Here is a 25,213-nt window from a genome sequence, read left to right as displayed (position 1 = left end):
GCCCTAGCCTATCTGGCGTCTCCGGCAAACACATCCTATGGGTCCCCCTCGACAGAAATTTCGGGCAGCTTCCAATGGCAAAAATCGCATTTATCGGGCTGGGCGTGATGGGCGCTCCCATGGCCGGGCATCTCCTGAAGGCCGGCCATAAAGTTACGGTATTCAATCGCACGGCTTCCAAGGCCCATGATTGGGTCGAACGCCATGGCGGGCAATATGCGGAAACATCCGCCAAAGCGGCGGAAGGCGTCGATGCCGTCATCGCCTGTGTCGGAGCGGATGCGGACCTCGAAGAAGTTGCCCTGGGCTCGGACGGCAGCTTTGCGGCGATGCATGCCGGAACGCTGTTCATCGATCACACCACCGTATCAGCCAGGCTGGCACGCAAACTGTCCGAGGCGGGCGAAGCGCAGGGCATTCACTGCGTCGACGCTCCGGTATCGGGGGGGCAGGCAGGCGCGGAAAATGGCGCGCTGGCCATCATGTGCGGCGGCACCAAGCGGGCGATGACGCTCGCCGAACCGATCATGCAGGCTTATGCCGCACGGATCGTGCATTGCGGCGAGGCCGGCGCCGGTCAACAGACCAAAATGTGCAACCAGCTCGCCATTGCCGGGGTTTTGCAGGGGCTTTCAGAAGCGCTGCATCTGGCCAAGCGGTCTAGCCTTGATCTCGACAAGGTGTTTGAGGCGATTTCCGGCGGCGCGGCGCAAAGCTGGCAGATGGACAATCGCTGGAAGACGATGGCGAAGGGCGAATTTGATTTCGGTTTCGCGGTTGACTGGATGCGCAAGGATCTCGGCCTCGCGCTCGACGAGGCTGAAGCCAATGGCGCAAAACTGGAACTCGCGAAGCTTGTCGACGGATATTATGCCGAAGTGCAGGCCATGGGCGGCGCAAGGCAAGACACAAGTTCACTGGTGAGGAGACTGGAAGAGTGAGAAACGATATCGTCCTGGCGGCCCTGTTCGCCCTCGCCGCCCTGCTTCTCCCTCTGCCGGCACAGGCCGATGTGCTGGTCGACAATGCCAATGGCTATACGCTGGACGAAGAGGGCAATCTTGTCCGGTTCACCGGCCTTGTGTTCGACAGCGACACCGGCCGCGTAACCGATTTGCTCCGCCGCGGGGACGACTACCCGGAAGGCTTGGAAACTCGCTATGACATGCAGGGCCGTACGCTCATTCCCGGTCTGATCGACGCGCATGGCCATCTCATGGGGCTTGGATACAACGCCATCCAGCTCGATCTGTCCGACACAACCAGCCTTGACGAAGCCATGGCGCGGCTCGCGCAATATAGCGCGGACAACCCAACCCTGCGCTGGGTTGTAGGGCGCGGATGGAATCAGGAGCGCTGGGGCCTTGATCGTTTCCCGGCAGCCGCCGACCTGGATGCTGCGGTTCCGGATCGTCCCGTCTGGCTCATCCGCGTCGATGGCCATGCCGGCGTCGCCAACAGCACCGCCATGGCGGCCGCCGGGATCAGCGCTGCATCCCAGTCTCCCGCGGGCGGGAGGATCGGACGCGACGGCAACAGGCCAAACGGCGTGTTCGTCGATGCGGCAATGGGCCTTGTCGCGAGCGCCATCCCGACACCCGAACCGCCGGTACGCGATATGGCTCTGCGAGAAGCCCAGTCACTACTTCTCAGCCATGGCATAACGACCATGCACGATATGGGGACAAGCGCCGACGACTGGAGCACGGTCCGTCGCGCGGGCGACCGGGGGCGGCTCGGCATCCGCGTTGTCTCTTATGCCGGATCGCTCCAAACGCTGCTCGATATCGCCGGCGACAGCATGACGCCCTGGCTCTATGATGGGCATCTGCGCATGGTCGGCCTGAAAATATATGGCGATGGCGCGCTCGGATCGCGGGGCGCGCTTTTGAATGCACCCTATGCCGATGCCCCCGGCGAGACGGGGCTGGCGCTGATCGACAGCATAGGCCTGCGCAATCGGTTGAGCCGCCTTTCTCTCGACAGGTTCCAGGCGGCAATCCATGCGATTGGCGATGGGGCCAATCGGGCCGCCCTTGGCGCGATCGAGGAACTGGCCACACGCTACACAGATGATCGGCGCTGGCGGATCGAGCATGCCCAGATTGTCGATCCGGCCGACCTGCCCCGGTTCGGCCGGCACGGTATCATCGCTTCGATGCAGCCTGTGCACCAAACATCGGACCGGCTGATGGCGGAGGCGCGGCTAGGCCCGGACCGGCTGGTTGGCGCCTATGCCTGGAATTCGATGCTGCGCAACGGTTCTGTCCTCGCCTTTGGCAGCGATTTCCCGGTCGAGAGCCCCAACCCCTTTCCCGGTCTGGCGGCGGCGGTCAGCAGGCAGGATGCCAATGGAGAACCCGTTGGCAGCTGGCAGGCCCATGAGCGGATCTCGCTTCAACAGGCCTTTGCCGCTTTCACGATCAACGCCGCCTTTGCCGGTTTTTCGGAAGACCGGACCGGGCGGTTAGGCGCAGGTCTCTATGCCGATTTCATCATCCTGGACCGCGATATCTTCGATGCAACGCCAGAGCAGATCCGCGAAACACAAGTCACGGAAACCTGGGTCGGCGGAGAGCGCATGTGGGTGCGCGGCGCGGCCGATGCCCCGCCTATGGATGCGCCCATCGGACCGATGATTTCACAGGATGAGGATGTGGGACGTTAGGTCCCGAGCCCGGTGAGCATTCCCACCGTCAATATCTGCGGCAGGACTTCCGGCTCGCCGCCCGGCGCATAATAGAGATACAGCGGCACGCCGGACCGTCCATGGCGTTCCAGAAAGCGGCCGATCGCCGGGTCGCCATTTGTCCAGTCACCTACCAGAACGGCGATGCCCTGCGCCTCGAAATGATCGGCCACAGCCTGGCGATTCAGCGCTCCGGCCTCATTCGCCTTGCAGGTGATGCACCAGTCAGCGGTGAAATAGACAAAGACCGGTTGGTCCGCCGCGCGCAATTCCTCCAGCCTCGCCTCGCCGAACGATTCCGCATCGAGCGCCCCGCCTTCCGCCTGCCCCGCCTGTGCCGGCATGGATGTCGGCACAAGCGCCAGCGCGCCCAGCGTCACGAGAATGGCGGGAATGATCGGCAGCCAGGCGCGTTTTCCCGCAATCTGCCGGTTTCCGGCCCACCAGAGCATCAGGGCAATGCCAAGGGCCCCGGCAATGCCAAGGGTCATGCCGTTGACGCCTGTCTGGCGACCCAGCACCCAGCCGAGCGCGAGCGCGGTCAGGAGCATCGGCACCGCCATCAGATGGCGAAACCCTTCCATCCATGGCCCCGGGCGCGGCAGCCTTGCCCGCAACGTCGGCACAAAGGCGAGGATCAGGAAGGGTAGCGCCAGCCCAAAACCGAGCCCGGCGAAAATCGCCATGGCGACGATCGTAGGCACGACAAGCGCCGCGCCAAGCGCCGCTCCCATGAACGGCCCCGTGCAGGGTGTGGCGACAAAGGCGGCCAACGCGCCGGTGAAGAAAGAACCCGTCGCCCCGTCCCGGTCTGCAAAACGGCCGCCGCCGGAAACACTGGGCAGTTCGAAGAGGCCGGCGAGATTCAGCGCGATGGCCGTCACGAGCAGGAGCAGGAAGAGGATCATGCGCGGATCCTGCAGCTGGAAGGCCCAGCCCGCCGCCACACCGCTTGCCCGCAGCGCCAACAAGGCCGCTCCGAGACCGAGGCAGACGATAACGACGCCGGCCGTATAGGCCAGCGCATCGCGGCGTACGGCCGACTCTTCGCCGCCCGCCTTGGCCAGGCTAAGCGCTTTGAGGCTGAGGATCGGGAAAACGCAGGGCATGATGTTGAGCAGCATGCCGCCCAGGATCGCTCCGCCCAGGGCAAGCAGAACCGTTGCAATATCGGCGTTCATGGCCCCGCTGTTGATCCGCTCCCCGGCAATCGGCGCTCCCGCGGCCGGGACATTGCCGGGTACAGCGGCCAGCAAAAGCCCGTCATGCTCGCCGATTTTGAGCAGGCCGTCGATGCGCGTCACCACCCCGGCGTCTTGCTCGGCGGGCACTTCGACAATCACCATATCGCCGTTACGCGATACGCTCTGCTCGGCGCTGTAATCGAGCACACGATCGGTCCGGCTGAAGAAATAGGGCGCGGAAATCGCGGCTGACTGCGGAAAGGGAATGGCTATTCGCAGCGTCTCTCCAACCTGTTCGAAAGCCGCTTCATTGCCGAGCGGACGCGGCAGTCGTGTTCGATATTCGTCAAATGCAGCGCCCTCCGTAATGGCACCGGACCCGGCGACAAGATCAATCCCGAATGCTCCGCTTTCCGGAACGCACACTTCATCCGTACAGGCCAGCCACTGCCCTTGCACACGAAGCGGCAATGCAGTTCCCAGCGCGATACCGCCATCGAGCGTCACCTCTGCCAGCAGCGCATATTCGCCATGATAGATGTAATTCATGATCCCGCTGATCGAGAGCCGCTCGGGAACCGGATAGCTAAGTGCGCCTATCGTTATGCCCTCCGGCACGTCCCACTCGAAACTGTCGGGAATTCCGGCTTCGCCTGGGTTGAGCCAATAGCCATGCCAGCCTTCGTCCGGGCGCATGCGGATTGCGATGGTGAAACTCTGGCCGGGCGCGGGTGTCTCGGTTTCGGCGAGCAAAGCAGTCTGAATCGCGTTCTCGCGCGGCATTTGTGCGTGAGCAATTGCTGGCACCAGACAGCAAATTGCGGCAATCAAGCCCAAGACGGTCTTCATAAGGGAAAATCGCACCTGTTTGCTCCTTCGCGAGCGCGCTATAGCAGCGGCATTCGCGCCGTGCACTATCAAGAGGATATCCGATGAAGTTCGTTCGCATCGCTGCTCTGGTTACAGCTTTAACCCTGCCTTTCGCGGCTTTTGCGCAAAGCGAGGAGAGCGCGGAAAGCACCGAGACACCGCCGCGACTCGTTGTCGCCATTTCCGTCGATCAGCTCAGCGCGGACCTGTTCGCCCAGCATCGCCAGAATTTCTCCGGCGGCTTCGCACGGCTGCTGCAGGGCGCGGTATTCCCGTCCGGCTATCAGGCTCATTCCACCACGGAAACCTGCCCCGGTCATTCGACGATCCTGACAGGGTCGCATCCGGCGCGCACCGGCATTATCGGCAATCGCTGGTTCGATATGAGCGTCGAGCGCGATGATGCACGCGTCTATTGCATGGAAGATTCGCGCGTCGAAGGCTCCTCCTCCAGCGACTATACTGTTTCCACGCGGCACCTGCTCGTCCCCACGCTGGGCGATCTGATGCAGCGCGTGAATGACGCCAGCCGGGTTGTCTCCGTAGGCGGGAAAGACCGTTCGGCCGTCCTGCTGGGCGGCGGCGATGCCGATCACGTATTCTGGCCCGGCGATGCCGGCTTTACGACCTTTGCCGGACGGGAAACCCCCGAAGCGCTGACACGCATCAACGAAGCAGCGATGCAGGCGGCGGTATCGAACCGCATCCCCCTTCCCGTACCGCAGCAATGTACCGCCTATAATCGCGCGGTTCCCGTTGGCGAGGGCACGACAGTCGGCACCCATCTCTTTTCCCGGGGCCCAACAACCAGCGGCCGGGACATACTGACCTCTCCGGAAGGAGATTTGCTGACACTGGTTCTCGCGGCCGATCTCGTTTCCGAACTTGAGCTGGGCCAGCAGGACACGACCGACCTTCTCACGATCGGCCTCGCTTCGACCGACTATATCGGTCATGCTTATGGCACAGAGGGCGTAGAGATGTGCGTCCAGCTGATGGCGCTGGATGCCATGCTGGGCGATTTCTTCGCCCGGCTCGATGCCCGGAATATCGACTATGTCGTAGTGTTGACGGCCGATCATGGCGGGCTCGACCTGCCGGAACGCCAGGTTGAACAGGCTGCGCCGCGCGCGGCGCGACTGCTTCCCGGGTTTGAAACTCTGGACGCACGCCTGGCCGAAGAAACCGGTCTTGCCGCGCCGGTATTGCGCGCAGACAGTCCGTTCGGCGATTTCTATATCGACCGTTCCGTACCCGAAGACCGGCGCGCCGAAGTCACGGACCGCGCCATTGCGATGATCTCCGCGCATCCGCAGGTCTACCGCGTCTATGGGCGATCCGAAATCCTTGCCCAGCCGATCACAACCGCACCGCCCGAACACTGGACCGTGCTCGACCGGGTTCGCGCCAATTTCAACGCCGAACGATCGGGCGATTTCATCGTCGTCCTGCAACCGCGCGTGACACCGATCCCCGAAGCCATTCCCGGCGCCTATGTCGCCACGCATGGCAGCGTCTGGGATTATGACCGGCGCGTACCGATCCTCTTCTGGTGGCCCGGTGCGGAGCATGTCGAACAGCCGCTCGGCGTGATGACGGTCGATATCCTTCCGACGCTGGCATCGCTTATCGATCTCGATCTCAGCAATGTCGAGATTGACGGGCGCTGTCTGGACGTGATGCCGGGCGTAGCGGAGAGCAACTGCCCCTGACCATCCGAACCCGCTCCGGCTGAGCTTGTCGAAGCCCCGCCCTTTTTTTTCCGATCACAACGGAAAAGAACAGCCCTTCGACAAGCCGAGTACAAACGGATTTTTCTAGATAGCGCGAGAGCCTTTCAGCTTCCGTCGTCGCCGATAGATCAGCCAGGCGATCGGCGCGACGAGGATCCCCCCGAGAAGCGCCAATATCCACCAATAGCGGCGCAGGATAGGACCGCGGCTATGCTGCTGCAGAGTCTTTACCGGGTCATAGCCCGCAGGCATTTCGAGGACGCCATTCTCCTCCGCCCAGGCGTCATATCCCGCCCGCATGGAAGCGAAGAGTTCGGGTTCGCTGGCTGACAGGTCGGTGGTCTCGCCAGGATCCGCCTCCAGATCGTAGAGACGCCAGACATTGTCGCCGAGCGGCAGGCCATTGCGCACGATCTTGTAGCGGCCCCGATAGAAAGCGCGCCGCCCGGCCGTTTCGATACCGAAACCGTCGTTCGGCCCGTAAATATCGGCCTCGTCGCCAGTCAGCGCGGCGAGCAGGCTGCGTCCCGTCATACCCGCGCCATCCGCTCCGCTAAGCACCGCTATCGTCGCCGGGATATCGCTTATCAAACCCAGCTGTCGCGCGATGCCGCCTTCGTCGATACCCGGCCCGGAAAAAATCAGCGGCACGCGCGTTCCACCTTCATTGGCATAGAATTTAAACAGGCTGTTCGGCGAGGCATTGGCACTTGCCCATTCCGGCCCGATATAACCCCAGCTGCCGCGCTCGCCCATGGTTTCGATATCGGTCGAATAGCCGACCATCCAGAACCAGGCGTCCATGATCCGGCTGCCTGCGGGCGAATTTCCTTCCGGGCCATTGTCGGACGTGACGATGAAAACGGTATCGTCATATTCGCCGGTCGCGCGCAGATGGGCGATCAACCGGCCAAGATGATGATCCATCGCTTCCAGCATGCCGGCATTCACCTCCATGGCGCGGGCGTGCCAGGCCTGTTCTTCGGCCGTCAGATCGTCCCATTGCCTGAGATCGGGATGGATAACACCCAGTGGAGCCCCCTCCGGGATGAGACCCGCTTCGATGGCGGCGGCATGGCGCTGCTCCCGGTGTATCTGCCAGCCGCGATTATAAACATCGCGGTAGCGCATCGTGAATTCGCGCGGTGCCTGCACCGGGATATGGATGGCCTGAAACGCGACATAGGCGAAAAAGGGATCGACACCCCCACCGCCAATGAAATCGATCATGCGGTCGACCAGAAATTCTGACGAATAGAAATCGTCGGGCAGCTCGTGGACCGCTTCGCCATCGGCGAACCATTCGGCACGGTCATAATAGGGCAAATAGGGGCGGTGCTCCCAATTGTCCGCACCCGTCGCATCGACAATGAAGGTCCGATCGAACCCGCGCGCACTGGGCAATGTTTCCGGCGTATGCCCGAGATGCCATTTGCCCGTCATATAGGTGCGATACCCGATGCCGCGCAGGCGGCTGGCGATGGTCGGCAGGCCTTCCGCCAAAAGCCCGCGATAGGCCGGCGAGCCTCTATGCGCGGTCGGCGTGGTTTCGGGGAGGTTGCCAATGCCGGCGCGGTGACTGTCGACCCCGGTCATCAGCATCGCCCGCGAAGGCGCACACATCGGCGTTGCATGGAAATTGGAGAAAATCGTACCCCGGCGCGCCAGCGCATCGATATTGGGGGTGCGGATCTCGCTGCCATAGGCACCAAGATCGGTAAAGGCGACATCGTCGGCGACGATCAGGACGATGTTGGGGCTGGCGGGTTGGCGTTCTGCAGGCTGCGCGGTTACCGCCGTCGTCATGGCCAGCGCCAATCCGAAAATCATCAAACGCGCCATAGCCGCCCTCCCCTTCGGCAAGGTTTCCGCGATAGGCTCTGTCTTGTCAATTTGCGCGGTGCATCAACGACTGTCGAATACCGAAATCCCCCGGCCCAGTGAATTCTCGCCGATCCGCAGGGCATCCCCGCTCCAATCGGCCACGAACCATGTGTTGCGGCGCACGCCGGGTGCAAGCGCCGCCCGGTTGCCCGCAATCACAAGGCCGGTGCTGGAATTGCCGCCACCTTCGGCCGATACCGCGATAAAGGCGCTCCAGTTTTCCTTGTCCTCGCCCTGAACGAAAATGTTGTCGGCAATCGTGCCGACTGCACCGGATGGCAGATCGATCATATAGTTGGTTGCGCTACCCGCAGTATCGTCGAAACTCGTATCGGTGATGCGTATCTGCGCGGCATGGCTTTTGACATAATGGCCGCCCGTCCCGCGCTCGAAGCGCGACCGGCTGACCTCCAGCGATCCGTAGCGACCGATATAAATGCTGTGCGCGCAGGAAAGCCCGCGGTCGCACCGGCCAAGACCGGAAAAGGTCGAACGGTCTATACGGATACTCGCGCCGCGATCTTCGGCGGACAGGATACCCTGCTCGCTGTCCCGGAACATGGAATTGTGAACCTGGAGATCGCCCTGTTCGATACGGATGCCCGCGCCATTGGCATCCGGGACGGAGAGATTTTGAAACACCAGACCTTCGACCCGAGCACCGCGCCCGCGCAATACCAGCGCAGCCTTTTGTTCGCAGGTCACGCCGTCGAAGATCGCCGAACCGGGCTCGGCGGCGCGATAGGTGATGATTCCCGCCTCCTGCACCGCACATTGGCGATAGGTACCCGGCGCGATGACGATCGTGCCCTGCGCCCCGCCAATCGCATCGACCGCCTGGTCGAGCCGCGCAAAGCCCTGCCCCGTTTCCTCCACGACAAAAGGGGCCGCGCTGCGCTGTGCGGACAGCGGTGCACATGTCGCCACGAGAACGGCAAGAATGATAACGGGTGAGATGCGCACGACTGGCCTCCTGATGGGGAACCTCCGCGATGCGCCCGTCCGGTTAACAAAGTCCGAAATTTTACGGTTAAGACCGCCTTATCAGCGCGTTAACGTTCTTTCTGGCGCATATTCAGCTTTCGAGATTGGGCCTCAACCAGCGCTTGGCGATATCCAGTTCGACGGTCCGGCGCTCGGCATATTCCTCAAGCTGGTCCTGCCCGACCTTGGCAACGCCGAAATATTGTGACTGTGGATGACCGAAATAGAAGCCCGAAACCGCTGCCGTGGGGAACATGGCGAAGCTTTCGGTCAGCTCGATCCCGGCCGGGCCATTATGCCCGGATCCGCCGCCGAGAAGCTCGAACAGGAGCGGCTTGAGACTGTGATCCGGGCAGGCCGGGTAGCCCGGTGCCGGGCGGATACCGGTATATTTTTCGCGGATAAGTTGCTCGTTGGGGAAATTCTCGTCTCCGGCATAGCCCCACAGCTCCTTGCGGACATGCTCGTGCATCCGCTCGGCAAAGGCTTCCGCCAACCTGTCCGCCAGCGCTTTCAGGAGGATATCGGAATAGTCGTCCGTATCCGCCTTAAAACGCGCCAGATGCTCCTCAATCCCATGGCCTGTGCAGACGGCAAAGCCGCCGATCCAGTCACCCGCCGGGTCTATGAAGTCGGCCAGGCACATATTGGCTCGGCCCGACCGTTTGGAGACCTGCTGGCGGAGCATCGGCAGGCGATGGTCGCCCCCGCCGTCCATCACAACGATATCGTCGCCCTCGCGCCTGCATTCCCACAGCCCGGCAACGGCGCGCGGCTTGAGCCAACCCTCCGCAACAATCCTGTCGAGCATGGCCTGGCCGTCCGCAAAGAGATCGCGGGCGCTCTCGCCGACAATCTCGTCATCCAGGATCGCCGGATAATTTCCGGCCAGCTCCCAGGCACGGAAAAAAGGCGTCCAGTCGATATAGTTGCGCAGATTGTCCAGCGGCCAATCGTCGAAGACGTGCAGGCCGGGCCTGGCCGGCGCCGGCGGCTTCAATGCCATATCGGCCGCGAAGCCATTGGCCCGCGCCTCGCCCAACGAAACGAGCTTGCTGGCACCCCGGCCCTTTCGGGAAGTCCGAATTTCGTCATACTCGTTCGCCGCCTTCTCGACGAAAGGATCTCGCTGCGTTTGGGAGACGAGTGTCGATGCTACGCCCACGGCGCGGCTTGCGTCGAGCACATGGATCGTCGGCCCGGCATAGGCAGGTTCGATCCTGAGCGCCGTATGCACTTTGCTTGTTGTCGCTCCGCCGATCAGCAGCGGAATCTCCAGCTCGGCACGGTCCATTTCCTCCGCCACGGTCACCATCTCGTCGAGCGAGGGCGTGATGAGGCCGGATAGGCCGATCATATCGGCATCATTCTCGTCGGCTGCGGTCAGGATATCGCTCCACGGCACCATCACGCCCAGATCGATCACCTCGAAACCGTTACACTGGAGCACAACGCCAACGATATTCTTGCCGATATCGTGCACATCGCCTTTGACTGTCGCCATGATGATCGTGCCCTTGCCCTTGGCTTTCTCGTCCTTTTCTTCCTCGATAAAGGGCAACAGATGAGCCACGGCTTTTTTCATCACCCGTGCGGATTTCACGACCTGGGGCAGAAACATCTTACCGCTTCCGAACAGATCGCCGACGACATTCATACCGTCCATCAACGGACCTTCGATCACTTCGATCGGCTTGCCGCCGCGTGCGAAAATTTCCTGCCGCGCTTCCTCGGTATCGTCGACAACATTGGCATCGATGCCTTTGACGAGCGCATATTCTAGTCGCTTGACGACTTCCCAGCTGCGCCATTCCTCGGCTTCTTTTTCGGCCTTTTTATCTGTCCCGCGATATTTCTCGGCCAGCGCGATCAGATTCTCGGTCGGATCTCCGCCGGCTTCCGGCGCGCGATCGAAGATCACATCTTCGCAGGCTTCCCGCAATTCGGGGTCGATCGCGTCATACACGTCCAGCTGCCCGGCATTAACGATACCCATGTCCATGCCGGCCGGGATCGCATGATAGAGGAACACGCTATGCATCGCCCGACGAACCGGCTCATTGCCGCGGAAACTGAACGACAGGTTCGATAGGCCACCCGAGATATGGACGCCCGGACAGCGCTCCCGGATTTCGCGGGCCGCCTCTATAAAGTCGATCGCATAGCGCCGGTGTTCATCGATACCGGTCGCAATGGCAAAGACATTGGGATCGAAAATGATGTCCTCCGGCGGGAAGCCGTTTGCGACGAGAAGCTTGTACGCGCGCTCGCAAATCTCGACCTTGCGTTCTCTGGTATCGGCCTGACCCGTTTCGTCGAACGCCATCACGACAATCGCCGCGCCATAGGCCCGGCATTTGGCGGCATGAGCGAGAAATTCCTCCTCGCCCTCCTTCATCGATATCGAATTGACGATCGGCTTGCCCGATACGCATTTCAGGCCAGCCTCGATAACCGACCATTTCGAGCTGTCGATCATGAAGGGGACGCGCGCGATATCGGGCTCGGCGGCGATCAGCTTAAGGAAGGTTGTCATCGCCTTCTCGGCGTCGAGCAGCCCTTCATCCATATTGATATCGATGATCTGCGCGCCGTTTTCGACCTGCTGACGGGCCACTTCCACGGCGGCCTCATAGTCATCGTTGAGGATGAGTTTCTTGAAGCGGGCAGACCCGGTCACATTGGTTCGTTCGCCAATATTGACGAATATTGCGCTTTTGTCGGTCATCGAAACTTTCAGGCGGCGAGCGTCATCGGCTCAAGGCCGGTGAGGAAGGTTTGTGTAATCGGGCCAGCAATCTTGCGGGGCGGCTTGCCCTCGACAAGTTCAGCAATCGCCCTGATATGCTCGGGGGTCGTCCCGCAGCAACCGCCGACGATATTCACCAGCCCCATGTCGATCCACTGGCTGACCTTGTCGCGCGTATGCGCCGCATCCTCATCATATTCGCCAAGGTCGTTGGGGAGTCCGGCATTGGGATAGCCGATCACCAACGTGTCGGCGATTTCCGAAATAGCCTGCATATGCGGCCGCAGCTTGTTCGCGCCGAACGAGCAGTTGAGACCAACCGCAAGCGGCGCGGAGTGGCGGACTGCGGCCCAGAAGGATTCAATTGTATGGCCGGACAGGTTGCGCCCGGACATATCAGTTATGGTCATCGACAGGATCAGCGGTAATGTCTTGCCGTGCCGATCCCCGGATTCGTGTGCAGCCATGATCGCCGCCTTGGCATTCAGCGTATCGAAAATCGTTTCGACAAGCAGCATGTCGACACCGCCTTCGATCAGACCATCGATCTGTTCGCCATAGACTTGCTTCATCTGATCGAAATCGACCTCGCGGAACCCGGGATCGTTGACGTCGGGAGAGAGGGAGAGTGTCTTGTTGGTCGGTCCGATCGAACCAGCCACAAAGCGAGGTTTTTCGGCAGTCGAGGCGGCGTCGGCCGCACGGCGGGCGATCCTCGCCGCTTCCACATTCAGCTCGTGGACCAAAGTTTCATCGCCATAGTCAGCCTGGCTGATCGTGGTTCCGCTGAACGTGTTCGTCGAGACGATATCGGCCCCGGCATCGAGATAGGCTGCCGTGATTTCCTGGACGATTTGTGGCTGCGTCAGGCAAAGCAGATCGTTATTGCCCTTCTGGTCGGCCCGAAACTCCCGGTCACCGCGATACCCGGCTTCGTCGAGCGCGTAATTCTGGATTGCCGTGCCCCAGGCGCCGTCGAACACGAGAATGCGCTCTTCGGCAATTGCCCTTATCCGTTCTGCAATATCGGTCATGATGTCTGGTCCGGTCCATGTGGCCGCATGCCGAGCAGGTGGCAGATGGCATAGGAAAGCTCCGCCCGGTTAAGCGTGTAGAAGTGAAACTCGCGGACGCCGCCTGCATAGAGCTTGCGGCACATTTCAGCGGCGACGGTTGCCGCGATCAGCTGGCGTGCCGCAGGCAGTTCGTCGAGCCCTTCAAACAGCCGGTTCATCCAGGGCGGAATAGCCGCGCCACACATGCCCGCAATCCGCTGTGTTGTCGCAACGTTCGAAACGGGCAGGATACCAGGTACGATTTCGGCATCGATCCCCGCCGCAGCCACGGCATCCCGAAAACGGAAGAAATTTTCGGCCGAGAAAAAGAACTGTGTAATGGCGCGCGTCGCGCCTGCATCCAGCTTGCGTTTCAGATTGTCGAGATCGGCCTGCGGACAATCCGCCTCGGGATGGACTTCAGGATAGGCGGCGACCGACACTTCGAACGGCTTGAAGGCCTTTATGCCGGCAACCAGTTCGGCGGCGCTCGCATAGCCTTCGGGATGCGGCCGGAAGGGTTCGAACGTATCGCCCTTCCGCGGTGGATCGCCGCGCAAGGCCACGATATGCCGTACGCCTGCATCCCAATAATCGCCGATGACCTCCTCAATTTCCGCCTTGCTGGCATCGACACAAGTCAGATGCGCCGCCGCCTGTATCGGCGTTTCCTCGACAATCCGGCGTACGGTCGCATGGGTCCGTTCGCGGGTCGACCCGCCAGCGCCGTAGGTTACCGAAACAAATCGCGGATTAAGCGGCTCCAGCGTCTTGACCGAATCCCAGAGCGTGGTCTCCATCTTTGCGTTTTTCGGCGGAAAGAACTCGAACGATATCTGCGCATCGCCGGCAAGGTCCGCAAAAAGCGGATCGTCGGTCGCGCGGCGCGCCTCATGCAGTTGGTCGACGGTCAGATTCATGCGGCCACCACCTTCAAACGCGGATCTGCCAAACGGCGACCGGACCATAATTTCACGGTAAGTTCACCACCGACAAGCTCATCGACCAAACCGCCTTCGATCCGGGCAGCCTCAAACCATCGTGCGATCTGCTCTTCGGAAAAGCCGAGCCGGGCATGGGCATTCTGGCTGCGCAGATCCTCGCGTTCATGGGCGGCAAAATCGACGATAAGCAAGCGGCCATCCGTATCGAGCAGGCGCGCCGCCTCGGCAATCGCCGCAGCGGGCTGCTGCGCATAATGGAGCACTTGGTGGAGGATCACGGTATCGGCAGAGCCGTTGGGAAGCTCCAGCGCATACATATCACCTTGCCTGATCTCGGCCTTTTCGAGACCGACCTCGGCGAGCTTGGCGCGGGCCAGGCGGAGCATTTCGGGGCTGCGGTCTATACCGATCGCACTCCCGGCCTGCGCGCCAAAGAGTTGCAGAATCCGGCCCGTGCCGGTGCCGATATCGACAAGCCGACCGATTGCATCCTTACCGAGAACACGCTCCATCGCCGCTTCGACTTCGCTCTCGGCCACATGCAGCGAGCGGATCGCATCCCATTGTTCTGCATGCGCGGCAAAATAGGCTTGAGCGGCAACCTGGCGATCCGCGCGAACCGCCGCTAATCGCGCAATATCGGCGCGGGTCCAGTGATCCTCACCCGGCTCGGACCAGCCATCAATGGCATTGAGCAACGGACGGACCCGTGCCGGATTACCCAGACCTAGAAACACCCAGCTCCCTTCCTTGCGGCGTTCGGCGAGCCCGGCATCGACAAGGATTTTGACATGGCGGGACACGCGCGGCTGGCTTTGCCCCAGAACCTGGGCCAACTCTCCGACAGACAGTTCCATCGCGCGCAATAAGGCCACGATCCTGAGTCGCGTCGGGTCGGCAAGCGCCCTGAAGATTTCGAGTTCGGATCTCATCTATAAAGACATAAAGATATCTTTATATGTGGTCAACCACCGAAGGTCGGGCCAATTTCCGTTGGAACTACAAGGCCTTCACTACATGCATGCAGAGATCTTGCGGTTGGATTTTAATCTTCAAATGACTCGACACGAGCAACCGTCCAAGGCATTTCATACGCCGCAATCCCTTGTATCCCGGAGACCGTTTCTTTGCGTAAGCTTTTGACTTCTTTGATGTTGATGCTGTTCCTGAGTGCCTGCGCAACGACCATGGCCGGGCCGAACGGTATGGCCGACCGGGATCGCCATGAAGAATTCAACCGTGACATGTGGGCGGTCAACCAGGGCATCGATACCGTATTGATCAGTCCGGCGGCCGACGTTTACCGAACAATCACGCCCCAGCCCGCCCGTCGCGGCATCACCAACATTTTCCGGAATCTCAGCGAGCCTTGGTCGTTCATCAACAACCTGCTGCAAGGCAGGCCTGACCGGGCGCTGCGCAATCTTGGCCGGTTCATTATCAATTCGACGATCGGCGTGGGCGGCCTGGCCGATCATGCGACGGCCATGGGAATAGAACCTGCGCCCGAGGATTTCGGGCAAACGCTGGCGGTATGGGGCGTGGGCGATGGCGGCTATGTCATGAATCCACTGCTTGGGCCTTCCACCCAACGCGATACGTTCGGTGCGATCGTCGACTTCGTTGCCAATCCGGTTTCGATCTTCTTCGATCGCGGCCTCAATCTGACGACCCAGGAGCAATGGGGCATAAGAGCGGCCAGTATAATCAGCACCCGCGCCGAACTGACCGAGAGCGGCGTCGACGCCTTCCTGGAAAGCAGCGCCGACCCCTATGCAGCGGCACGCTCTGCCTATTTCCAGAACCGCGAGGCCGCTATCCTCAATTATGATGCCGCCAGCCTGGCGGGCGAGGGCGAGGATGCCAGCGCGAGCGAAGACGCTGCATTCGAAGCGGCGCTGGACGATCTGGAAGACTTTGAAGTCATCGCCCCTGAAGAAGCGATCCCGGAAGGGACAGAAGCGCAAGAGACGGCACCGGTTGAACCCGAATAAGCGGCGGCACAGCTAAATATTGCTTTAGCGACCAATGAGCTGTAAAAAATGGCTGACTGGTTTCGGGGGAGCCACCTCGGGGGCCAATGTCGTTATACGAAATGATTTAACCACTGGGAGAACGACCCATGACTAAGACTTTTGCATTGCCTTTGGCCCTCGCCGCTTCACTTGGCCTCGCTGCATGTGCCGGTGCAGAGGACTCTGCCGCTGACGCCGCTGCCGCTGCTGACGAAGCCGCTGCTGACGTAAGCGCTGCTGCAGACGAAGCTGCCGCGGACATGGAAGCTGCTGCAGACGACGCAATGGCTGAAATGGACGAAATGGCCGGCGAAGCGGAAGCCGCTGTCGACGAAGCCATGGGCGAAGAAGCTCCGGCTGAATAAGGCTCGCCCTTACTTCAGACGATCAGGAAAGGCCGCGACCAACACTGGGCGCGGCCTTTTCCTTTGGTAATGGCCGGTCAAGAAAAGCCGGGGCGGCCGGGCCATATTTGGGGGAGGAAATTACATGACGAACACCCGTATTGTCGCTCCATTCGCGGCGGCTATTCTCCTGGCCGCGTGCGGTAGTCCGGACGGAGATTCGGGAATGACCAGCGCCGAGGAACGCCAGCTCGACGAAGCCGCCGCAGCGCTGGACGAGGCCCAGGCCGACTATGAAGCCGCCATCCAGGCGCCCGATCCCACCGCGTCCGCGGAGTCGGAAACCCAAGATTAGAGGTTGTTTCGCCTAATCGCGTTCGATTGCCGCGCTACCGGCAGGCAGGGTGAACCGCATCCCGTCCTGCGCCAGAACAATCTGGCCGTCATAGGCTTCGCCCGTTCCCCGCAGAAAATAGGCTTCGACCAGCCCGTTGGGTGCCGCCGGAACGATATGGGTCAGAACCAGCATGCGCGCCCGCGCCTGTATCGCAACTTCTTCGGCTTCGACCGGGGTCGTATGATAGTCTGTAATGTCTTCCAGAATCTGCGCCAACCGTGCATTTCCCGACGCTTCGACCCGGCGCCGTGCCGCCTGGACCATATCGATATTCAGGGCTTCATGAACCAGCAGATCGCATCCGCCACAGGCCCGGGCCACCATGTCGTTGCGCGTCGTATCGCCGCTGATCACAATCGACCGGCCGCCATAATCGAAGCGGTAGCCCACCGCCGGCCGCACGGGCCCATGATCCACCCGAAAGGCCTGCACCCGCAAACCATCGCCGGAGTACAGGGTATGCATCGCACCGGCCGCAGGCACTGCGAATGTGCGCGCCTCCCCGCCCTGCCCGCCGGACGGAACCACCTCTTCGCCATGATGGGCGACGCGATGGACGGTATCCATTGCATAAGCCCGGGCAAGGCCGCCAACGAGATCCTCAACGCCGGGCGGCCCGTATATCGGCAATGGGGCCCGATTGCCGCCCCCCGTCCAACGCAGCAGCATAAGTTCGCCCAGCCCATCGATATGATCGGAATGGTAGTGGGTGAGAAAGACCGCATCGACGTCGCCGACCGGCAACCCCATCCGGCCGAAATTGCGTACAGCCCCTGCCCCGACATCGACGATGAAAACCCGCTCCCCGGCAATCACGGCAGTGCAGGGCCCGGCGCGGCTTGGATCGGGCAGCGGCGAACCGGTTCCGCACATCACGACGTGCAGACCGTCGGGAAGCGTGGCCACACCGTTCGCGTCGATTGCGGCATCGACCCCATAGACAAAAAGTCGCTCACCGATTTCCGCTCGAAAATACCAGCCAAGCGCCAGAGCGACGCCGACAAGAGCGCCCAACACAATCATCGTCCGCCGCATCTGCGATCCCCTTTTTCTCTTGCCGGCCTGATCCACAGACCGCTGGATGGTTTAGCGCCTAGACACGCTCTCCGGTCCCGACAATCGCCCGAAACGCATTCGCGACATAGGCATCAATCGATGCAGGAATCGGCTTGTCGGGGAGATACAGGCGAACTGCGGCCAGCGGAAAAGCGACAAGCCCCAACCGGCACGCGTCAACAGAATATCCCCTGGTCGCTGCAAAGCGGCGAAGCGCCATAATCGCTTCATCGTTCGCGGATGCTATGGCCTCCTGCAACTCCCCGGATATGGTCGAGGACGCAAATTCGGCCTGACGACAACAGGCCAGCACGATCGCGCGGGCGTTGTCGGTGCGGCAGAATTGGGGAGTTGCCAGAGCCGCCCGTTCGCCGGCATCGTCCGCTCCGCTTTCCAGCGCTTCCCGGAATTTCGCCTGAAATGCCCGTACGGCGTCCAGCCATGTCATGGCGAGCAGGGTCTCGCGCGAGCCATAGCGATGGTAAAGCGATCCTATCGATACGCCCGTGTCCGCGACAATGGCCTGTAAAGTCACGGCTCCGGTGCGCGCAAGCGACGATCCCACGGCCGCAAAAATGAGGGAATCCTCAAAAGTTGACGATCGCGCCATATTAGAATATTAATTCTAGAACAATTATTCTAATTGGAGTCAAGCCATGTTTCTCCTCTGGACCGCCATGCTTATGTCCATAACGACCTTCTTCGTCCATCTGGTTGTCGGAGGAAAATTCGTCGCCGCGCCGCTGCTCGAAACCGACGCGCTTCCACCAGCATCGAAATGGCTCAACTATTATTGCTGGCATGTGACGAGCATCGTCATAGCATTCATCGCCATCGCCTTTGGCTGGATGGCGATGACCGGGGCCGATCCCGCGGCGATAATATTCCTGGCGGGCCTGACGGCCTCGCTTGCCGTATTGAGCGCGGCGGTTGCGCTCAAGGGCGGCATCAACCCGTTCCGCTTTCCCTCCACATCGCTATTTGCAGCCGTCTCGCTTGCCGGCTGGGGCACATTGCTCTGATGCTGATCATCGCCGCCATTCTGACGATCGCCGTAGGGCTCATGCATTCACTTGTTGGCGGGCGCCGCCTGATCCGGCCAATATTGGAAATGGAAGGGTTGCCGGTCATCCTTGGCGATATCCGCAACACAAGGCTGACACTCGAGATCGGCTGGCATCTCCTGACCCTTACATGGTGGGGCATGGCCGCGGTGATGATCTATCTGCATTATCAGGCTGATGAGATCGGAACGGTTTTTCTCGCAATGATCGCCACGCTTTTCGCCGTTTCCGGACTGACCGCACTCGTCGCTTCGCGCGGACGGCACCTTTCGTGGATCTTCTTCCTGCCAGTAGCCGCAATGACCGCCTACAGCGCCATCGCCACATGAAAAAAGGGGCCGAAGGATTGCTCCTCCGACCCCTTTTCCTGTTCAGCTAACGCCGGACCGGGTTTAGAAACCCATGCCGCCGCCCATGCCGCCCATACCGCCCATATCGGGCATGGCAGGAGCGCCGCCGGCATTGTCTTCAGGAAGTTCGGCTACCGTGGCTTCCGTGGTGATCAGCAGCGAGGCAACCGAAGCGGCATCCTGCAGCGCCGTGCGCACAACCTTTGTCGGGTCGATCACGCCAGCTTTCACCAGGTCTTCGTAGACGTCCGTCTGGGCGTTGAAGCCGGTTTTCGGATCCTTGCCGTCCAGCAGCTTGCCCGAAACCACCGCACCGTCATGACCGGCATTTTCGGCGATCTGGCGGATCGGCGCGTAAAGCGCCTTGCGGACGATATCGATACCGCGGGTCTGGTCGTCATTCTCTCCAGCCAAGCCGTCGAGCGACTTGGTGGCATAGAGAAGTGCGGTTCCGCCGCCAGGGACGATGCCCTCTTCGACGGCAGCGCGCGTGGCGTGGAGCGCATCATCGACGCGGTCCTTCTTCTCTTTCACTTCGATCTCAGTCGCGCCGCCAACCTTGATTACGGCAACACCACCAGCGAGCTTGGCGAGACGCTCTTGCAGCTTCTCTTTGTCATAATCGCTTGAGGTGGTTTCGATCTGCTGACGGATCGCTTCAACGCGGCCGGCAATAGCCTTCTTCTGGCCCGAACCGTCGACAATGACCGTGTTGTCCTTGTCGATGGTGACGCGCTTGGCTTCGCCGAGCATACCGAGCGTAACCGAATCCAGCTTGATGCCGAGATCTTCGGAGATCATCTCGCCCTTGGTCAGGATCGCGATGTCTTCAAGCATCGCCTTGCGACGATCGCCAAAACCAGGAGCCTTGACCGCAGCAACCTTGAGGCCGCCGCGCAGCTTATTGACCACGAGCGTTGCGAGCGCTTCGCCTTCAATGTCTTCCGCGATGATCAGGAGCGGACGACCGCTCTGAACGACAGCTTCGAGGATCGGCAGCATGTCCTGCAGGCTCGAAAGCTTCTTCTCGTGGATCAGAATGTACGGGTTTTCCAGCTCGACATTCATCTTTTCCGGGTTGGTGACGAAGTAAGGCGACAGATAGCCGCGATCGAACTGCATGCCTTCGACGACATCGAGTTCGAACTCGAGACCCTTGGCCTCTTCCACGGTGATCACGCCTTCCTTGCCGACGCGGTCCATGGCTTCGGCGATCTTCTCGCCAACTTCACGGTCGCCATTGGCCGAAATCACGCCGACCTGGGCCACTTCGTCAGAGCTTTTCACATTCTTCGAACGCTTCTGAATGTCTGCAACGACATTGGTGACCGCAAGGTCGATGCCGCGCTTCAGGTCCATCGGGTTCATGCCGGCAGCAACCGATTTCATGCCTTCGCGCACGATGGCCTGAGCCAGAACCGTTGCCGTCGTCGTGCCGTCACCGGCAATGTCATTGGTCTTGGAAGCAACTTCCTTGACCATCTGCGCGCCCATATTTTCGAACTTGTCTTTCAGTTCAATATCCTTGGCGACGGTAACGCCGTCCTTGGTGATGCGCGGTGCGCCGAAGCTCTTGTCGAGCACAACATTGCGGCCTTTGGGGCCGAGCGTGACCTTTACGGCGTCGGCGAGAATATCGACACCGTTCATGATGCGCTCACGCGCGTCGCGGCCGAATTTTACGTCTTTAGCTGCCATGATAGCTTACCTTTTTATTGTAGTGGTCTTGAAAGAAAAAGCGCGCGCGTCTCAGCCAACGATGCCGAGAATGTCGCTTTCCTTCATGATGATGAGATCTTCGCCGTTGAGTTTGACCTCGGTGCCCGACCATTTGCCGAACAGGATCTTGTCGCCCTTTTTGACGTCAAGAGGTGTAACCTTGCCATCATCGGACTTGAGGCCGGAACCGGCGGATACGACTTCGCCTTCTTGCGGTTTTTCCTGAGCGCTGTCGGGAATGATAATGCCCCCGGCGGTCTTGGTGTCGGCTTCTACGCGCCGGACAAGCACACGATCGTGCAGTGGACGAAATCCCATTGTAATTCCTTTCTTCTACTACCAAGTCAAAGGCGAAACCCGGGCGGTTCTCCTCGGAGCTCCCGGTGCGTCGCCAAATCCTGCAAACCAGTTTTTAGCACTCTAAATGAGTGAGTGCTAACACAAGCGGATTTAAACCTCTGCCTCCGGCTTTCAAGGCAAATTCCCAAAATTTTTCTATTTTTCGGGCGCCCGGCTGTAACCACCCGGGCGAGGCAGGCGAACCGGCAAGAGAATAGCCGGGTCTGCATCACGCAAATATAATGAACCATCCTGTTTCCCCTCGATCGACACATTTCCGAAAGGCTTGCCGGCTGCCCCCTTGCAAGCGACGCGGAACCGAGCGCGCGACATATGCCTCCCCGCGCAATCGGGCGGTCGAGGGCCGGGGAACCGCTTGGCGGTCGCAGTCCATGGGTCGCAACCAAGCCAGCGGTTCCCCACCCCTTCCCATCCGAATGACAAGGAGGCTGCACAGTGCGGATTGGCATGCTAGATCGGCATTGTGGTTGCCGACGATGAAACATTGGCGCGCCTCATGGCGCTTGCCCAGAAAGGCGACAAGGCGGCCTATCGCTCGCTACTCGGCGAATGCGAAACATGGCTCAGACGCTATTATGCGCGCAAGATCGGGCCGCATATACTGGAAGATCTCGTGCAGGACACGTTGATCTCCCTCCACCGCAAACGCGCATCCTATGATCCCTCCCGTGCTTTCCTGCCCTGGCTGGCGGCGATTGCCCGCTATCGCTGGATAGATCATCTGCGCAAAGCGTATCGCAACAAAGAGGTGGAGCTAAACGAAGAGCTCGCAGCCGATCCATCCGATCCGGCCGTCGCCGCAAAGATCGGGCTCGAACGGCTTATGGGGCTGATCCCGGAGAAACAGGCACTTGCAATCAAGCTTGTAAAGATTCAGGGGCTGACGATCGCGGAAGCTTCGGAAAAAACCGGCCAGTCCCAATCGCTGGTCAAAGTGAATATTCACCGCGGCATGAAGCGCATGGCCGCGGCGATTGAGGAAGAATGATGCCAACGGGTCTCGATCTCGATAGCCTTGCCGAAGAGCTGACACCGGTAAAGCCGCTCAACGCAGCCTATGCGATGGCCGGCATGGCCGTTTTGACGCTGGCGGGCGGCATTTTCGTTGTCGTCACACTCGGGTTCCGCAATCATTTTCTGGACGCGACGGCCGCCGACCCCATGTTCCTGATCCGCTCCGGCCTGTTGCTTGTGCTCGGCACGGCAAGCCTGAGCGCCGCGACCAGCATGGCCCGGCCAGCGGTCGGCACAAGCAGGACGGGCTGGCGCTGGACCACGGCGGCCGCGCTGATCGTCCCCGTAGCCGCAGCCATTGCGGCACTGGTCGGCAACACCCCCGTTGCCGAGCGATTGCATCCGCGAGACGGCATGGAATGCCTGACCTATTCGATCGGGATCGGCCTTGTACTGAGCGCCGTACTGACCCTGTGGCTGCGGCGCGGCGCGCCGACCTCGCCGGAACGCGCCGGTACGGTCATCGGGCTTGCCGCCGGCAGCCTGGGTACGCTCGCCTATTCTTTACATTGCCCCTATAACGACCTTGTTTATATCGGCCTTTGGTACACATTGGCGATCGCAGCGACGACATTGGTTGGCCGCCTGTTCGTACCGCACCTCATACGCTGGTAGAAACACCGATACCGCCGGGCGAACGAAATTTGTTTCCGGCCGCTTCCATCCCTAAATAGCGTCTGGCGAATGATAAGGAGCATGTGATGCGGCTGTTGAGCGGTGCCTGGAAAATACTGGTCGGGATCAAGGACGGCCTCGTCCTGTTGCTTCTACTGCTCTTTTTCGGGCTGCTCTATGCCGCTCTGACATCGAGCCCCAATCCCGTCGTACCCGGGACGGGCGCACTCCACCTCAATCTGGAAGGCGTTATTGTCGAACAACCCGAACAGATAAGCCCGTTCGACACGTTGACTGGCGGTGAAGCCATCCCCCAGCACCGCCTTCGCGACATCGTCCAGGCCTTGGAAAGCGCCGCCACCGATGACCGGGTAACGGCCGTCGCTCTGGATCTCGACGGATTTCTCGGCGGCGGGCAGACCGCCATCGCCCGGGTCGGCGACGCGCTGCAAACGGTGCGCGATGCGGACAAGCCGGTGATCGCCTATGCCACCGGCTATGGCGATGACGGCTATGCGCTGGCCGCCCATGCCAGCGAAGTCTGGGTTCATCCGATGGGCGGGGCACTGATCCTCGGCCCCGGCGGTAACCGGCTCTATTTCGGCGACATGCTGACCCGGTTCGGCGTGACGGCCAATATCTTCCGGGCCGGGACCTATAAATCCGCCGTCGAGCCTTTCAGCCGGTCCGACCAGTCCCCGGAATCGCGCGAAGCGAGCCAGGCGCTGGCCGACACCCTGTTCGAAGCGTGGCGCGAGGATGTCGCGCAAGCCCGCCCGGACGCCAATCTAGACGCGATCATCGCAACACCGGCCGACATGGTGGATGCGGCCAACGGTAACCTGGCAACCGCCGCCCGCGATGCCGGCATGGTCGATCATATCGGTACGCGGCTCGAATGGCAGGCGCGTCTTGCCGAAGTTTCCGGCGAAGACGACAAGACCGGCTTCCAGTCGATCCGCCTCGCCAACTGGATTGCCGCCAGTCCGCGTTCGGGTGGCGGCACCAATATCGGTGTGGTCACTGTCGCCGGCACGATTGTCGATGGCGAAGCGCCTCCGGGTACGGCAGGCGGGGAAACCATCGCCACCCTGCTGGAAGAGGCCACCCGGAACCATGATTTCTCGGCGCTGGTCGTGCGTGTGGATTCGCCCGGCGGCTCTGCCCTTGCTTCTGAACGGATCCGGCGCGCCATACTCGCCGCTGCAGAAGCGGAAGGCGACATCCCGGTTATCGTTTCAATGGGCAATCTTGCTGCGTCGGGCGGATATTGGGTGGCAACGGCTGGCGACTATCTTTTCGCCGAACCCGGCACGATTACCGGGTCGATTGGCGTATTCAGCATAGTCCCGACCTTCGAAGGCACGCTCGACCAGCTCGATATCGGATCGGATGGTGTCAGGACCACGCCGCTGTCTGGGGAGCCCGACATTTTTGGCGGCCTCGCCCCGGAAACGCAGCGTCTTTTCCAGTCCGGCACCGAAGATATCTATCGCCGCTTTCTGACCTTGGTCGCAGAGAATCGCGATATGCCGCGCGAACGGATCGCCGAACTTGCCGAAGGCCGCGTTTGGGCCGGAGCGACCGCGCGCCAGCTCGGGCTGGTCGACCGGTTCGGCAATCTCGACGACGCCATCGCCGAAGCCGCCAGCCGCGCCGAAGTGGCCAGCGACGATGTCCGTATCCTCTGGATCGAACAACCGCCCGACCCCTTCGCCGAGTTCATCCGCAACTGGACCCGCGAAGACGACGCCGAGGAGACCGCAACGCCGCGCGATATCTGGACGATGCTGGCTCCCGATCCGCGCGCGATCCTCGCAACGATGACAGCGGAAATGCAGCTGCTGCTGAATGGCCCGGCGATGCAGCTCAGATGCCTGGAATGCCCGGTTGAGATTATCCCGGGGCGCAGCCGCGCTGCTGAAAGCGAAACGTTTCAAACGTTGCTGACGGGCTGGCTTCGAGGGTGAGCCACATTGTAGAAGCCGGGAATTCGCGCTATAGGGCAATTCTCGAAAGTGGAGATTTCATGTCCCGGTGAAGTGGGGAGGAAAAACGGTCCTCCCGGCGCAAATTTAGCGATTGAGAGCGCTGCCAAGACCATCTTGGCGGGCCCGCTGGTTTGCAACCTCAGAAAGCACTGACACTTCAGGTCCGAGCCCCGCTCGCGGCCCAGACATGAAAGTT

General features: G+C 61.0%; 22 protein-coding genes. 11 read left to right on the top strand and 11 right to left on the bottom strand.

The window, feature by feature from the left end; all coding sequences use genetic code 11:
* Positions 1-32: 32 nt before the first annotated feature.
* Together DFR46_RS13185 and DFR46_RS13180 are read left to right on the top strand one after the other, a co-directional pair.
* The gene (locus DFR46_RS13185; protein ID WP_281270042.1) at positions 33-941 is read left to right on the top strand and encodes an NAD(P)-dependent oxidoreductase; all 909 of its coding nucleotides are present in this window, start codon (positions 33-35) and stop codon (positions 939-941) included.
* Positions 938-2,668 carry an amidohydrolase gene (locus DFR46_RS13180; RefSeq protein WP_116236858.1) on the top strand — a complete coding sequence of 577 codons (1,731 nt, stop codon included), beginning with the start codon at positions 938-940 and terminating at the stop codon, positions 2,666-2,668. The genes DFR46_RS13185 and DFR46_RS13180 overlap by 4 nt, the downstream gene beginning before the upstream one ends.
* On the opposite strand, the gene DFR46_RS13175 is transcribed toward DFR46_RS13180, so the two are convergent.
* Positions 2,665-4,722: a protein-disulfide reductase DsbD family protein gene (locus DFR46_RS13175; protein WP_116236857.1), complete on the bottom strand. Its 2,058-nt coding sequence runs from the start codon at positions 4,720-4,722 to the stop codon at positions 2,665-2,667. The two genes, DFR46_RS13180 and DFR46_RS13175, sit on opposite strands and share 4 nt — an antisense overlap.
* Positions 4,723-4,805: 83 nt before the next feature.
* On the opposite strand from DFR46_RS13175, the gene DFR46_RS13170 reads away from it, so the two are divergent.
* Positions 4,806-6,455, top strand: coding sequence for an alkaline phosphatase family protein (locus DFR46_RS13170; protein WP_116236856.1), 1,650 nt, complete (start codon positions 4,806-4,808; stop codon positions 6,453-6,455).
* Between the two features lie 105 nt (positions 6,456-6,560).
* Here the strand turns inward: DFR46_RS13170 and DFR46_RS13165 are convergent, their stop codons facing one another.
* The 6 genes from DFR46_RS13165 to DFR46_RS13140 all read right to left on the bottom strand — a co-directional run bounded on the left by DFR46_RS13165 (position 6,561) and on the right by DFR46_RS13140 (position 15,024).
* The gene (locus DFR46_RS13165; RefSeq protein WP_211306429.1) at positions 6,561-8,318 is read right to left on the bottom strand and encodes an arylsulfatase; all 1,758 of its coding nucleotides are present in this window, start codon (positions 8,316-8,318) and stop codon (positions 6,561-6,563) included.
* A 63-nt stretch (positions 8,319-8,381) separates the two neighbouring features.
* Positions 8,382-9,323, bottom strand: a complete 942-nt coding sequence (locus DFR46_RS13160) for a polysaccharide lyase domain-containing protein (RefSeq protein ID WP_245953855.1) — start codon at positions 9,321-9,323, stop codon at positions 8,382-8,384.
* Positions 9,324-9,435: 112 nt separating this feature from the next.
* Entirely contained in the window at positions 9,436-12,072 is a 2,637-nt protein-coding gene (gene metH / locus DFR46_RS13155; RefSeq protein WP_116236855.1) for a methionine synthase, read from the bottom strand.
* 8 nt (positions 12,073-12,080) lie between these two features.
* A complete protein-coding gene (locus DFR46_RS13150) occupies positions 12,081-13,127 on the bottom strand; it encodes a homocysteine S-methyltransferase family protein (RefSeq protein ID WP_116236854.1) in 1,047 nt (348 codons plus the stop codon).
* Positions 13,124-14,068 carry a methylenetetrahydrofolate reductase gene (gene metF, locus DFR46_RS13145; protein ID WP_116236853.1) on the bottom strand — a complete coding sequence of 315 codons (945 nt, stop codon included), beginning with the start codon at positions 14,066-14,068 and terminating at the stop codon, positions 13,124-13,126. The genes DFR46_RS13150 and metF overlap by 4 nt, the downstream gene beginning before the upstream one ends.
* Positions 14,065-15,024, bottom strand: a complete 960-nt coding sequence (locus DFR46_RS13140; RefSeq protein ID WP_116236852.1) for an ArsR/SmtB family transcription factor — start codon at positions 15,022-15,024, stop codon at positions 14,065-14,067. Before DFR46_RS13140 ends, metF begins: the two co-directional genes overlap by 4 nt.
* A gap of 219 nt (positions 15,025-15,243) precedes the next feature.
* On the opposite strand from DFR46_RS13140, the gene DFR46_RS13135 reads away from it, so the two are divergent.
* From DFR46_RS13135 to DFR46_RS13125, 3 genes are all read left to right on the top strand, one after another.
* Positions 15,244-16,086 carry an MlaA family lipoprotein gene (locus DFR46_RS13135; protein ID WP_116236851.1) on the top strand — a complete coding sequence of 281 codons (843 nt, stop codon included), beginning with the start codon at positions 15,244-15,246 and terminating at the stop codon, positions 16,084-16,086.
* A 128-nt stretch (positions 16,087-16,214) separates the two neighbouring features.
* Positions 16,215-16,472, top strand: coding sequence for a hypothetical protein (locus DFR46_RS13130; protein WP_147297691.1), 258 nt, complete (start codon positions 16,215-16,217; stop codon positions 16,470-16,472).
* A gap of 124 nt (positions 16,473-16,596) precedes the next feature.
* Positions 16,597-16,806 carry a hypothetical protein gene (locus DFR46_RS13125; RefSeq protein WP_116236849.1) on the top strand — a complete coding sequence of 70 codons (210 nt, stop codon included), beginning with the start codon at positions 16,597-16,599 and terminating at the stop codon, positions 16,804-16,806.
* A 12-nt stretch (positions 16,807-16,818) separates the two neighbouring features.
* On the opposite strand, the gene DFR46_RS13120 is transcribed toward DFR46_RS13125, so the two are convergent.
* A complete protein-coding gene (locus DFR46_RS13120; RefSeq protein WP_116236848.1) occupies positions 16,819-17,883 on the bottom strand; it encodes an MBL fold metallo-hydrolase in 1,065 nt (354 codons plus the stop codon).
* A 58-nt stretch (positions 17,884-17,941) separates the two neighbouring features.
* A complete protein-coding gene (locus DFR46_RS13115) occupies positions 17,942-18,514 on the bottom strand; it encodes a TetR/AcrR family transcriptional regulator (protein ID WP_116236847.1) in 573 nt (190 codons plus the stop codon).
* Between the two features lie 46 nt (positions 18,515-18,560).
* Here DFR46_RS13115 and DFR46_RS13110 point away from each other — a divergent pair, with 46 nt between their 5' ends.
* Entirely contained in the window at positions 18,561-18,926 is a 366-nt protein-coding gene (locus DFR46_RS13110; protein ID WP_116236846.1) for a hypothetical protein, read from the top strand.
* Positions 18,926-19,297, top strand: a complete 372-nt coding sequence (locus tag DFR46_RS13105) for a hypothetical protein (RefSeq protein ID WP_116236845.1) — start codon at positions 18,926-18,928, stop codon at positions 19,295-19,297. The genes DFR46_RS13110 and DFR46_RS13105 overlap by 1 nt, the downstream gene beginning before the upstream one ends.
* A 63-nt stretch (positions 19,298-19,360) precedes the next feature.
* Here the strand turns inward: DFR46_RS13105 and groL are convergent, their stop codons facing one another.
* Positions 19,361-21,016 (bottom strand): chaperonin GroEL, encoded by a 1,656-nt coding sequence (groL, locus tag DFR46_RS13100; RefSeq protein WP_116236844.1) that lies wholly within the window; start codon positions 21,014-21,016, stop codon positions 19,361-19,363.
* 51 nt (positions 21,017-21,067) lie between these two features.
* The gene (locus DFR46_RS13095; protein WP_116236843.1) at positions 21,068-21,355 is read right to left on the bottom strand and encodes a co-chaperone GroES; all 288 of its coding nucleotides are present in this window, start codon (positions 21,353-21,355) and stop codon (positions 21,068-21,070) included.
* Positions 21,356-21,860: 505 nt separating this feature from the next.
* On the opposite strand from DFR46_RS13095, the gene DFR46_RS13090 reads away from it, so the two are divergent.
* The 3 genes from DFR46_RS13090 (at position 21,861) to sppA (ending at position 24,996) form a co-directional block, all read left to right on the top strand.
* Entirely contained in the window at positions 21,861-22,385 is a 525-nt protein-coding gene (locus DFR46_RS13090) for a sigma-70 family RNA polymerase sigma factor (protein ID WP_116236842.1), read from the top strand.
* A complete protein-coding gene (locus tag DFR46_RS13085; protein ID WP_116236841.1) occupies positions 22,382-23,026 on the top strand; it encodes an NrsF family protein in 645 nt (214 codons plus the stop codon). Before DFR46_RS13090 ends, DFR46_RS13085 begins: the two co-directional genes overlap by 4 nt.
* An 86-nt stretch (positions 23,027-23,112) precedes the next feature.
* Positions 23,113-24,996 carry a signal peptide peptidase SppA gene (sppA, locus tag DFR46_RS13080; RefSeq protein WP_116236840.1) on the top strand — a complete coding sequence of 628 codons (1,884 nt, stop codon included), beginning with the start codon at positions 23,113-23,115 and terminating at the stop codon, positions 24,994-24,996.
* The last annotated feature ends 217 nt before the right edge of the window (positions 24,997-25,213 follow it).

It is taken from the genome of Parasphingopyxis lamellibrachiae (assembly GCF_003385775.1).
Taxonomy (GTDB): domain Bacteria; phylum Pseudomonadota; class Alphaproteobacteria; order Sphingomonadales; family Sphingomonadaceae; genus Parasphingopyxis; species Parasphingopyxis lamellibrachiae.
This window is presented reverse-complemented; position numbering and strand designations above follow the sequence as displayed.